8 protein-coding genes are annotated in these 13,121 nt (G+C 53.5%); 6 read left to right on the top strand and 2 right to left on the bottom strand.

Going from position 1 to position 13,121, the window contains the following annotated elements; translation table 11 throughout:
• The first annotated feature begins 141 nt into the window (after positions 1-141).
• The 4 genes from rsmG (at position 142) to FDZ78_RS01410 (ending at position 4,273) form a co-directional block, all read left to right on the top strand.
• Entirely contained in the window at positions 142-762 is a 621-nt protein-coding gene (rsmG, locus tag FDZ78_RS01425; protein ID WP_123398773.1) for a 16S rRNA (guanine(527)-N(7))-methyltransferase RsmG, read from the top strand.
• The gene (locus FDZ78_RS01420; protein WP_168182110.1) at positions 759-1,397 is read left to right on the top strand and encodes an MBL fold metallo-hydrolase; all 639 of its coding nucleotides are present in this window, start codon (positions 759-761) and stop codon (positions 1,395-1,397) included. Before rsmG ends, FDZ78_RS01420 begins: the two co-directional genes overlap by 4 nt.
• 237 nt (positions 1,398-1,634) lie before the next feature.
• Positions 1,635-3,530, top strand: coding sequence for a biotin/lipoyl-containing protein (locus FDZ78_RS01415; protein ID WP_124075468.1), 1,896 nt, complete (start codon positions 1,635-1,637; stop codon positions 3,528-3,530).
• Between the two features lie 134 nt (positions 3,531-3,664).
• Positions 3,665-4,273 (top strand): porin family protein, encoded by a 609-nt coding sequence (locus FDZ78_RS01410; RefSeq protein WP_124075469.1) that lies wholly within the window; start codon positions 3,665-3,667, stop codon positions 4,271-4,273.
• Between the two features lie 727 nt (positions 4,274-5,000).
• Here the strand turns inward: FDZ78_RS01410 and rpmH are convergent.
• Positions 5,001-5,156: a 50S ribosomal protein L34 gene (gene rpmH, locus FDZ78_RS01405; RefSeq protein WP_107031019.1), complete on the bottom strand. Its 156-nt coding sequence runs from the start codon at positions 5,154-5,156 to the stop codon at positions 5,001-5,003.
• 144 nt (positions 5,157-5,300) lie between these two features.
• Entirely contained in the window at positions 5,301-5,804 is a 504-nt protein-coding gene (locus FDZ78_RS01400) for a flavodoxin (protein ID WP_124075470.1), read from the bottom strand.
• Between the two features lie 288 nt (positions 5,805-6,092).
• Here FDZ78_RS01400 and FDZ78_RS01395 point away from each other — a divergent pair, with 288 nt between their 5' ends.
• Together FDZ78_RS01395 and FDZ78_RS01390 are read left to right on the top strand one after the other, a co-directional pair.
• Positions 6,093-9,815: a LamG-like jellyroll fold domain-containing protein gene (locus FDZ78_RS01395; RefSeq protein WP_137426161.1), complete on the top strand. Its 3,723-nt coding sequence runs from the start codon at positions 6,093-6,095 to the stop codon at positions 9,813-9,815.
• Between the two features lie 251 nt (positions 9,816-10,066).
• Positions 10,067-13,099, top strand: coding sequence for a DNA translocase FtsK (locus FDZ78_RS01390; RefSeq protein ID WP_124075472.1), 3,033 nt, complete (start codon positions 10,067-10,069; stop codon positions 13,097-13,099).
• Positions 13,100-13,121 lie beyond the last annotated feature (22 nt).

The raw sequence follows: 13,121 nt of genomic DNA, 5'->3' as shown, positions 1-13,121 counted from the left end.
CCCCTAATTTTGCATAATCAGGCGACAATTAGTTCCATCTGATATAAACGCCTGAAGACTTCCGATTGTTAAACAGACTGACCGGCAGGAACCCACACCCGTTCCCGATCCCCCGGTCCGCTATCAGACCCATCAACCCAAATGGACGAAATTCTCAAATATTTTCCAGATCTTACTCCGGAGCAGATCGAACGCTTCACCGCCCTTGGACGCCTCTACCCTGAGTGGAACGAGAAAATCAATGTCATATCCCGCAAAGACATTGACAATCTATACACACATCATATACTCCACTCCCTGGCGATAGCCCGATTCATGACCCCGGTTGACGGATCGCTGCTGATCGACCTCGGCACCGGCGGAGGTTTCCCCGGCATACCCCTCGCCATCCTCTGGCCCGGATGCCGCTTCCACCTGATAGACCGCATCGGCAAGAAAATCCGCGTCGCATCTGAAATCGCATCTGAAATCGGGCTCACCAACGTCACCTTCCAGCACGGCGACATGGGCGAATGCAAACTAAAAGCCGACTACGTGATCAGCCGCGCCGTCATGCAGCTCGACGAACTCGTCAGAATCATCAGCCGCAACATTTCGTCTGAACAGCGCAACCGCATCCCCAACGGGCTCGTCTGCCTCAAAGGCGGAGACCTTGCCCCCGAACTCGGCCGCGTCAAGCGACCGATACTCGACATCCCCCTGAGCGACTGGTTTGCAGAAGACTATTTCAAGACCAAAGACCTTATTTACGTAGAACTATGAAAGTAAGCCGTTTCGTTTTCAATATGTTCGGAGTCAACACCTACGTCATGTGGGACCCCGAAAGCCTTGAAGCCGCCATAGTCGACCCCGGCATGATCGATCAGGCCGAAAAAGACGCCCTTGACAGCTTCATCTCTCGCAACAGCCTCTGGCCGACACAGCTGATCAACACCCACAGCCACCTCGACCACATATTCGGCAACACATATATAAAAGAGAAATACGGACTCGAAATCAAAGCTAATCCCGCCGATGATTTCCTTGCCCGCACCCTCCCCGAACAGGCAGCCCGTTTCGGCATGCGCCTGCCGCTCGCCCCGCAGAGTCTCGACGTCGAACTCCACGACGGCGACACCATTTACCTCGGCAAAGAACCCATCGAAATCATCGCAGTCCCAGGCCACTCGCCAGGCTCGATAGCGCTCTATTGTCCCGAATCAGGCTTCGTCATCACCGGCGATGCCCTCTTCCCAGGATCAATAGGCCGAACCGACCTACCCAAAGGAGACCACGCCACACTCATAGACTCCATCAGGCGCCGGCTCCTCTCACTCCCTGACGAGACAGTAGTCCTCGCAGGCCACGGAGGCGAAACCACTATCGGACGCGAAAAGACCACCAACCCCTACCTTTGATCGCCCAACGCAATTTCAACTGGCAACACCATCCCGCTTGCCCAGCCACAGACTCCTGTGAGGCATATTTGAGACTTTTTTCACAACAATTAAAAAATAATTACGGAATTTTTTCTTTAATAAGATTAAATCCCTTATATTTGCCGACAGCTACCAAGCCTCGGCGCCCTGACCCACTTCCACGCCATCGCAGCCGGGCTTACGGTCAAACCTACTCGTTCAACTATCTCAAAAGTTATGACACGACCCAAACTTCAGATCCGCGACCTCACACTGCGTGACGGCCAGCAGTCGCTCTTCGCGACCCGCATGAAACAGGAGACCATCAACCGCCTCCTTCCTTACTACGAGGATGCCCGCTTCCATATCATGGAAGTCTGGGGCGGTGCAGTACCCGACTCTGTGATGCGCTACCTCGACGAATCGCCCTGGCAGCGTCTCCGCACTTTCTCCGAGGCAATGGATTCAAAGAGTGACCACCCCAAAGCGCTCCTCTCCGCCCTCTCTCGCGGCCGCAACCTCTTCGGCTACGTGCCCTATCCCGACTCGGTACTCGAAGGCTTCTACAAGGAAGCGATAGCCAACGGGCTGAACGTAATGCGCATATTCGATGCACTCAATGACATCGACAACGTCAAGGAATCAATCCGCCTCATCAATCGACTCGGCGGCATAGCCGATGGAGCCGTATGCTACACCGTCGATCCCAAGCCCGAAGCTCCCGCCAAACCCGAAGGCTTCCTCGGCAAGCTCAAAGCAATGTTCGGATCACGTGAAGGAGGCCCGACTCCGATCTTCACTGACGAATACTTCGTCAGCAAAGCCAAGCAGATGGAAGCGCTCGGCGCAAAGATCATCACACTGAAAGACATGGCCGGACTGGTCAACCCCCTCCGGGCCGCATCAATAATCTCAGCCCTCAAACGCGAAGTCAAAGTCCCCGTTGACTTCCACACCCACTGCACTCCCGGCTACGGCCTGGCATCATCGCTCATGGCCATCATCAACGGAGTCGACATACTCGACACCAACATCTGGTGGTTCGGCGGAGGCTCCGCAGCTCCGGCCATCGAACTCATCTGGATCTTCTGTCAGCGCATGGGAGTCGAAGTTGACGTCAATATGGAAGCCGTGGGCCGTATCCGCACCGGACTTCTCGAAGCCCGCAAAGAGCTCGCACAGTTCGACCTCAACAAAGACAACATGCCGCGTCCGTTCGATCCGCTGACCGACAAACTTCCACCAGAAGTCCTCGCCCTCTTCGACAGTGCCATCGAATTCGCCAAAGCCAAAGACGAAGCAGCCCTCCTTGATGCCTGCCACAAGATTGAAGCTTACTTCGGCTTCCCCAAACCCAACGAACTCGTCAAGACCGCAGAAGTTCCCGGTGGCATGTACTCCAACATGGTGGCCCAGCTCAAGCAGCTCCAGAGCGAAGATCTCCTTGAAGATGCCATGCGCCTGATCCCGATGGTGCGCCGCGATGCCGGCCTGATCCCCCTCGTCACCCCCACCAGCCAGATAGTGGGCAGCCAGGCAGTGCTTGTGGCCCTCGACCGCAAAAACGGCAAGCCGGACTATACCAACAAATCCAACCAATTCATCTCACTCGTCAAAGGCGAATACGGCAAAACCCCGGTGGCCATAGATCCCGCATTCCGTGAGAAAATCACCGGCAACCCTGAAGAAAAGCCCTATGACGTCAGCGCCTACCGCAAGCCTGAAAATCCTGAACTTCCGGAACTCGGCGGACGCAAACTCGCATCGAACACCGAAGAGTATCTCTTGCTCGAACTCCTGCCATCTGTGGCCAACGGATTCCTCCGTAAACGCCGCAAAGAAGAATTCGAAGCCGAAGAATCAGTCAAGGCTCCCGCAGCCGAAGAAGCTCCCGCCGAAACTGCCGAGCCCATCACCGGTCCGGTAATCGCAGCCCCGATGAGTGGCAGAGTCGTTTCAATCAACGTAAAACCAGGTCAGGAAGTCAAGCCGGGAGACACCGTGCTGGTCTATGAGGCCATGAAGATGGAAAACGATATTGAATCCGAAATCAGCGGCATAGTCAAGCGGGTACTTGTTAGCGTAGACGACCAGGTGGCTACTGACACCCCTCTGATCGAATTTGAAAACTGACCGGCTAAAAATACGACATCCACATATATAGGACCTGACCACCAGGCAGGTCCTATATATGTGTTTCATGGCATACCATATTTTTTACAGCGATCCAATCATATACAATTTAATTTATCACACAATCACAATTCATGAAATCTATCAAAGCAATCATGTTGGTGCTTGCGTTCATTGTCAGCGCAACCACATTCACTGCTGACGCGCAGTTCCGTTTCGGACCCAAAGTTGGACTTACCGTCAATGACATGCACTTCAACAAAAGCGTGCTCGATTCCGACAACCAGACCGGCTGGACCGCAGGTGTGATGGGTGAATTCACCATTCCCGTCATCGGCATCTCAGCTGACCTTTCAGCAATGTATGTCCGCCGCAATGCCAAATTTCTTGCCGAGCAGGAAATATCCAAGGACAACCGTAGCTACATCGAGCTGCCGCTGAACTTTAGATACAACTTTTCGCTGCCGCTTATCAGCAAAGTCGTTGTTCCCTACCTCGGTGTTGGTCCGAGTGTGTCATTCCTCACCAGTCGCAAAAATATCCACGATGCCTACCGCAACCGCTCGGTTGACTGGGCTCTTAACTTCGGCTTCGGTCTGCGTTTCCTAAGCCACATCGACATCAACGCCCGCTACGGCCTCGGCCTCACTAAAGCCGTCCGCGCTATTGACGACGAATACGGCAAAGCCGGCATTGAAGGCAAAAACCGCTACTGGACCATCACAGCAGCTTACCTATTCTGATTTCTGAGCAACAGAGGGTGTTGCAAAGTCCTCTGAAATCCATAGGCCCGTGGTTACTGCGCAAAAGCCACGGGCTTTTATTTTATAAGTGGACTTTAGAGGAAGGCACTCCATCCGGAGCGGTAAATCGGTGTCCTGCCGGACTCCACATGTAGGGGGGCGCAGGCCCGTGGCACCTGCGCGCTGTGCGCTGCGGTGTCACGGGCTACGAGTAAATCGATGTCCTGTCGGACATCACCATCCAGCCTCAACGCAGCGTAACCCGGACAAATCCGCAGGCAACGACAAGTCCGACAATACGTTTTCCGAACGGCTCCACGGGCAGCGGGTGTTCGGAAGGACACCGATTTATTCGTAGCCCCCGACACCGTAGCGCTCAGCGCGTAGGTGTCGGGGGGGAAGACATTCAAGCAAATGTGGTGTCCGGAAGGACACCGATTTACCACCACGGAAGGCCCCACGAGCGGCGGGTATCCGACAAGGAGCGTTCCAGATGAGATCGTAGCTTTCTTAAATGCCTTTGAGACATCGCTGTCTGAATCTCACCTGCAGGGGCCCATGAATCTTGCTTGGGCTATCCTCTGAATCCGCTGCCTCCCTTTACGGGTTTTGCTGCTGATTTCTTTAGAACCGGTTAGAGTAACACCACCGCCCCTATTCCTGTAAGCAAAACAAGCCGGCCTCCTTACGGAGATCGGCTTATGTTTTTCTCAGAAGTGAGAGCTGATTACTTTCCGGCGATAGAGTCAGAAACGGTCAGGCGAGCGCGGCCTTTGGCGCGACGACGGGCGAGGACCTTGCGTCCATCGGGGGTAGACATGCGGGCACGGAAACCATGCTTGTTAACTCTCTTTCTGTTAGAAGGTTGAAATGTTCTTTTCATTGCCGTATATTTTTATTTTTTTCGTTATTCTGCATTTTGAGGTGCAAATTTAAGAAAAAACATTGATACGATCAAACAAATTTCACATTTTATAACACTTTTCCATGCTATTTACCTCCTTGTCCATTCTTGCCCATTCCGTTCTCACTCACATTCCTTTTTGATTTCCTCGCACCATGCCTTGACACGCGCCTCGGTCTTTTCCGGATGATTGACATTATCAATGCAAAGTCCCACTATCATACCATTGACATCACTGGCTGAATGATCGTAGTGGTAGCCATCATTGCTGAAAGGAGCTATGAACATAGCCTTCGTGTTATGGAGACGATGATAGATCTCCCCTACCGAATTGCAGAAAGTATCAGCCATCGACTCATCGCCACAGCCAAAAATCGCCACCTCCTTGCCTTCAAGATCAAGCGACTGCAGACCATCGAGAAAACCGGCCATATCCTCCTGAAGATCGCCTGCCCCCCAGGTACTCGCACCGAGAATTATCACATCATAGTCAGCTACGTCTGACGGCGCCGTCCGGGCCACGTCATGCACATCCTGAGGATTTACATTCAGTTCGCGAGCTATCATTTCAGCGACTTCGAGAGTCGAACCTGTGGTGGTTCCGTAAAATATACCAATCTTTTTCATTATATTATCTTAAATTATCCACAAAACAGACGTGAACGTCTATGAAATATAAACATAAGTTATGCAAAATTTGTTCGCCACCGCCGTCTGGATTTGCGTTTTTGGCTAAAAATCATTAATTTTGTCACCTGATACCATCAAAACTTAACCGGCAGTGGCATCATGAGGCGGAATCCTGCGAAAGGCCCTCTTCCTCTAAGCTTCTGTCCATGCACTTCGGAACCAGTTCAACTATTCAATAACCATAATATCAGAAAACTTATCAATTTTTTACTTTAACTTGTTAGCATGAAAAAAACTTTTTTATCGTGCATGGCGCTGCTGATGTCGCTCGGAATGTCGGCGCAGCAGTCCAAGTACTCCCACACGATCCAGCCCGAAAAGCTTGATCGCGGAGTCATAGCCGTAAAGGCCGACAATGGCGTCTTCGTTTCATGGCGCTCGCTGCTCGGCGATTCGAAAGATCTGCTCTTTGACGTCTACCGCGACGGCAGCAAGATCAACGAAACTCCCCTCAAAGTAACTAACTTCACTGATCCCGCCGGAACTCCCGGAGCAAAGTATCAGGTCAAAGCCATCCTCAACGGCACCGACATCGAGACCTCAAAGGAAGTAGCCGCCTGGGCTGAAAATTTCCTGCGCGTACATCTGAACCGTCCCAAAGGTGGCACATCGCCCGAAGGTGGCTATAGAGAGATGCGCAACTATACCTATACTCCTGACGACGTTTCCGTAGGCGATGTCGATGGCGACGGCGAATGGGAACTCATTGTAAAATGGTTCCCGACCAACCAGGCAGACAACGGTGACCAATACCGCTACACCGGTAACACCATCCTCGATTGCTACAAGCTCGACGGCACCCAGCTCTGGCGCATAGACCTCGGCCAGAACATCCGCTCAGGCAACCACTACACCCAGTTCATGGTCTACGACTTCAATGGCGATGGCAAGGCTGAGCTCATATGCAAGACAGCTCCCGGTACCATTGACGGACAGGGCAAAGCAGTGCTTCTCGGCGATGCCAAAGTGACAGACGATCACCGCACAAAGTCCAACGGAAAGAAAGACAAGAACGATCATGCCGGCATAGTCGTAGCCGGTCCCGAATATCTTACCGTATTCAACGGCGAGACCGGAGCCGAAATTCACACCATCGAGTATAATCCTCCACGCACAATCCGCACAAACAGCCAGTGGGGCGACAGCAACGGCAACCGCTGCGAACGCTACCTCGCAGGCGTGGCCTACCTTGACGGCAAAACTCCGTCGGCCATCTTCTGCCGCGGTTATTACACCGCCGCCTATGTCTGGGCTGTGAACTTCGACGGACAGAAGCTCACAGAAAAATGGCTCCACAAATCAGAGACTTCAGGCCAGGGCCTCTATGGCGAAGGCGCCCACTCTCTGACAATCGGCGACTGTGACGGCGACGGCTTTGACGAAATTGTCTACGGATCTGCCATCCTTGACCATGACGGCGTAAAAGTATTGCGCACAGGTGCAGGCCACGGCGATGCTCTCCACCTCGCTGACATGGACCCCGACCGCGAAGGCCTTGAAATCTTCATGGTCCACGAAGAAAAGAAATCTCCCTATAAGTGGGATGCAACTTTCCGCGATGCCCGCACCGGCGAAATTCTTTGGGGCAATCCCCAGTCAGCCCACGACATCGGCCGCGGTCTCGCAGCGAACATTTCATCCAAATTCCGTGGCTACGAAGTATGGCCTAACGCATGGTATGCAAATAGCTCGGACACTTCACGTGCCAACAAGACATTCACCTGCACAGGCGAGATCGCTATCGACGGCAAAGTTCCCTCGTCAAACTTCCGTATCTATTGGGACGGCGACCTGCTTGATGAACTTTTTGACGGAAAATACAATTCCAGTGCAGGCAAGTCATACCCCATCATCGAGAAACGCAGTGAAAACCTCAACGGAACAGCGGCAAGCTGGGTATTCTCCAGCTACTCAAACGCAGGCTCCACCAACGGAACCAAAGCCACTCCCAATCTTCAGGCCGACCTTTTCGGCGACTGGCGCGAGGAAATCATTCTCCACGATCAGGAAACCGAATCCGATCTGCTCATTTTTTCAACCACCATCCCGACCGACTACCGGGTCAACACTCTGATGCAGGACCGTCAGTATCGCGTGGCCATAGCATGGCAGAACTGCGGCTACAACCAGCCTCCCCACCTCAGCTATAACCTTGAGGAAGCCTTCAATACCGTGGGTGCAATCACCGTCAACGGCGGCGCGCTCAACCAGGTGATCTATCTTGGCGATGAAATCCAGACTATCGGCTTCACCGTGATCCGCGCCACAGGCGTAAAAATCGAAGGCCTCCCCGAAGGCATGACCTACAGTTTCGACCCTGCCACTCTCTCCGGCTCAATCTCAGGCGCCCCCAAGGCCGAAGGCGAATATGCATTCACCATCACCACCACCGGTGCTGAAGAAGACCAGAATGCGACCATCTCCGGCACAATCAAGGTGCGCTTAAACACCTCGATTGAACTCGTGGCCCACTACCCATTCGAAAAAGTAGGTGAAACCACCCCCAATTCAATCCTTGGTGAAATCGCTACCGCCAACGGCGGGAACGGCGAAGCCGTAGAAGGCAAGCACGGCAATGCTCTCAGCCTCAACGGATCGAACCGCTACGTTCAGGAAAGCTATGACCTAATTGACTTCGGCAGCAACTCATTCACCATTGAACTCTGGATGAATTCTACCGCTGTTGACAAGAACTGCTACCTGCTCAACAAGGGTGTCATTTCTCCCAATAACGGCTCCGGCAACTGGTATGGCATCGAATACAAAGACAACAAGGGCACAAAGGAACTCCGCTTCGCTATTGACGACAACGTGACCAAGAAGCAGATCGAAGTCTCCGGCGCCGACAAATATTTTGACGGCGAGTGGCATCACATCGTTGCCACCCGCGACGTTGTCAACAAATTGCTCAATCTCTATGTTGACGGCGAACTCGTAGCCTCAGGCGATGATCCCACCGGAGAGATCATCAGCGATGACGAACCCCTCATCATCGGCGACGTGACCGCATTTGACAACTCCTACAACGGCAAACTCGACGAACTCTCACTCTACCGCGGAGTAATGAGTGCAAGCAAGGTCAAGGAACACTACGAATCACAGGCCGGCGACTACATTCTCTACTTCCCGATGGACGAAATCGGCGAGACAACTCCCAACCTCGCCCACGGTGAGGCCACCGCAACCGCAGGCATCGCATCCGTTCAGGGCGTGAAGGCCGGAGCAGTTGAATTTGACAATGCCGAATACTTCACCCAGCCCATCTATGATGCGATCAACGTAGGCGAAGGCGATTTCACTGCCGAACTCTGGGTGAAATCAACCGACGATGACGGCTATCTCTTCTGCATCGGCACTCACAACACCACCAACGTGGAAGGTGGCACAGGCAACTGGATCGGCCTCGAACGCAAGAACGGCTACCTCAGCTTCTCAATTGACGACAATGCTGATAAAGCAGACTGCAAGATTGAAAACGCCGATTACGTATTTGACGGTAACTGGCACCACATTGCCTGTGTGCGCAACTTTGCAGGAAAAACAACAACCCTCTATATCGACGGTAAGGAAGCTGCAACCCTCACAGGTGTGAAAACCGGAGGTATCAACTTCTCGGCAAGCGAACTCATCTTCATCGGAGGTGATGACGAAAGCGGACACCGCACTTTCGGCGGAGCCATTGACGAATTCATCGTATATCCCAAGGCACTCTCGGCTGAAGAAGTAGAGGAACACTTCAACCTCCTCCGCCTCTCAGAGATCGAAGACATCATCGCCAACGGCGGCAACGCCCGTTACACTGTGGTCAACGCCTTCAGCGGCATGATCCTCCGCACAGCCGTAGGTTCTGACCGCGAAGATATCATCGACACTCTTGAAGCAGGCGTTTACGTCCTCGTGGTTGAAGACGGCAAGTCAATGCGCACATTCAAGTTCGTAAAACGATAAGACAAGCATCCCGCACCTTATATATCATATATAAGATCCAATAACGGCAACCGCTTTCCCGGCTTCGGGAGGGCGGTTGCTTTTTTTACTCCAAAAAAAATTGCCGAGTTGAATTTGTGAAATAAAAATTGTAATTTTGCTATCTGTTTAGGCTTTGTCACATCAAAAGCACACTTACTCAAAACACAGCGATAATTTCAAGATAATTCCAATAAGCGATCTCGACCAAGCGATCACCCGATTATACATATATGTCCACATCATACTCCCCGATTGACGAACCCTCGTTCACAGATACCGCATTCGATGCTGAAGAGATGCTCAACGGACATCGCTCCGACCGCCACGACTCAACCCCGCAGCCGGACGATGCTCCAGCTGCATCACCTTATGACGAATCACCTTATGCCGGCAACAACAGGCAGACAGCCTCTGCCACCCCTTCCCGACAGACAACCTATGCCCCCCAGGGCAATCAGCCCGGCTATGGCTCCACGACAGGAACCACCGTTGTCCCGGAGCAGACAGCCGTCAGCCGTCGCCGTCCGCGCGCCGGAGTGGCAAAAACGCTGCAACTGATCCGCGACTCACGCACCGTGATGTTCATCGGACTGGTCTTCACGATCCTTGCCGGCTATATGCTGATAGTCACCATCTCCTACTTCGCCAATATAGGGTCAGACCAAAGCGCGATGCTCAATGGCGATTTCGACCCGACTATGATACGCAATGCCGGAGGTCCGGCAGGAGCATGGATAGCCCATACACTTCTCTACAACTGGCTCGGAATAGGATCGTTTCTGCTTATCTACTATCTGGCCGCCTGCGGACTGTCAATGCTGCGCGTCTACCGTCCGTCATTCTGGCCGCTGACCATGCGATGCCTGCTGACAGCAGTGGCACTTTCGATTATCTGCGGTCTGGTGACCTATGAATTCGCCTCGCCAGTCTACTGGGGCGGACGCCACGGCCATCTGCTCAACGATCGCCTGATCACCCTGACCGGCATCTGGGGAGCACTGGGCATCAGCATTATCATGGGCGGCCTTGTCATCATCCTCTATCTGACAGAACTGAAGCGCATCTACGGAGTGGCTTCACAGGGCATCCGGACCTACAATGAGCGCCAGGCACAGCGCCGCGCCGAACGTGAGCGCATACGCGAGGCCGAAGAGGCCGAACGCCTTGCCCGCGAAGCTGCCGAAGAAGCCGAGGCTCAGCGCCGTGCAGCCGTTGAAGCCGAAACACAGCGGCAGGCAGCCATACAGCCGGCAGCGGCAGTGGCAGTGGCGATGCAGCCGGCTATGACAAAAAATGCAGTGGAAGGTCATGCAGAAAATGAGTCTGCGGATCGGTCCGGAAATAGCAGCGGCGACATCATTGAAGAAACCGATGAAGAGATTGCAGAGATCGAAGTTACCGATTTCGAGGACAATGGCCCGGGCTCAGACCATCTTCAGTCAGCCGGTAGCCGTGAAGACAGCCTGCTGCGCCCGCTTTTTGCCGGAGATGACAGCGACATAACAGACAGCTACAGCCGTGATGATTCCAACGACATTGAATCTGACGACGAAACTCCCGCAGACAGCACAGAGACCGCAAGCGTGCAGAATGCAGAAGAAGAGGAGGCTGATTTCAACACTCCTCTGTTTGCCGACAGCGACAATGACTCTGATGATGAGACAGAACAGCACGGAAACTCAGACCCATCTGCTCAGACAGCTCTTCAGGCTCCGCTCGCGCCTACTACAGTGCGCCCGGCCACAGCAGAAGAGGTTCTGGCCTCGGAGCCTTACAATCCACGCGCCGAACTTTCTCTTTTCCGCTTCCCCTCCGTAGATCTTCTGCGTCCTACGAAAGACAACGGACCCAGCGTGGATATCCAGGAAATGGAGTTCAACAAGCGCCGCCTGACAGAAACTCTGCGCACCTTCGGAGTGGAAATTTCCAAGATCGAAGCCACTATCGGCCCGACCGTGACCCTATATGAGATCATTCCGGCCGAGGGTGTGCGCACACGCTCGATCAGAAGTCTCGGCGATGACCTGCAACTGCAGCTTGCAGCCGAAGGTGTCCGCATCATCGCACCTATACCTGCCAAAGGCACAATCGGCATCGAGGTGCCTAACAAAGACCCTCAGGTGGTTTCGATGCGTTCAGTACTTGACAGCGAAGTCTACCGCAACTCCAAAATGGAGCTTCCGATGGCACTTGGCAAGACTATCTCGAATGACATTTTCATGGCCGACCTCGCCAAAATGCCCCACCTGCTCGTGGCCGGCGCCACCGGTATGGGTAAATCGGTAGGCCTCAACGCCATCATCACTTCGCTTCTTTATAAAAAACATCCTTCGGAACTGAAATTCGTGCTCATCGACCCGAAGCGAGTTGAACTGAGTCTCTACCGCGAGCTGGAGCGCCACTATCTCGCATCGCTCCCCGGCGAAGACGCCATTATCACCGATATGTCAAAGGTGGTCACCGTGCTCAACTCTCTCTGTATCGAAATGGACAACCGCCTCTCGCTGCTCGAACAGGCCGGAGCACGAAACATCAAGGAATACAACGACAAATTCATTGCCCGCAAGCTCAATCCGGAGAAACACCGTTTCCTCCCCTACATTGTGCTGATCATCGACGAGTTCGCAGACCTGATCATCCGTCAGGGCAAAGAAATTGAAAATCCAGTGTCGCGTCTGGCTGCCGTGGCCCGTGCGGCAGGCATACACCTGATCATAGCAACCCAGCGTCCAACGGTCAACGTGATCACCGGTGGCATAAAGCTCAACATTCCGGGACGTATAGCCTTCCGTGTGATCCAGGGCAATGATTCCCGCACTATTCTCGACCAGCTCGGTGCAAATCAGCTGATAGGCCGCGGCGACATGCTCTTCTCCATCAACGGCAAGCTCGAACGAGTGCAGTGTGCCTTCATAGACACCCCGGAAGTGAGTGCCATCTGCGAGAACATCGGTTCGCAGGTTGGCTACCAGTCGCCCTACGAACTGCCTGAATATACTCCGGAAGGCGAAGGTGGCAACATCAGCGGCGCAACTCTCGGCGACCGCGACCCACTGTTCGATGAATGTGCCCGTCTGGTGGTATCGACTGACACCGCATCGACCTCATCGCTGCAGCGCCGTTACTCAATAGGCTACAACCGCGCCGGAAAGATCATGGACCAGATGGAAGCCGCAGGAATCGTAGGCCCCTCGCAGGGAGGCAAGCCACGCCAGGTGCTCGTAGACGCAGTGACACTCGAACATATCCTCGAAAACCGTTGATAATCCCACCTTTCAAAAACAC

The sequence above is a fragment of the Duncaniella sp. B8 genome (assembly GCF_005304985.1).
GTDB classification, from domain to species: Bacteria; Bacteroidota; Bacteroidia; order Bacteroidales; family Muribaculaceae; genus Duncaniella; species Duncaniella muris.
This window is presented reverse-complemented; position numbering and strand designations above follow the sequence as displayed.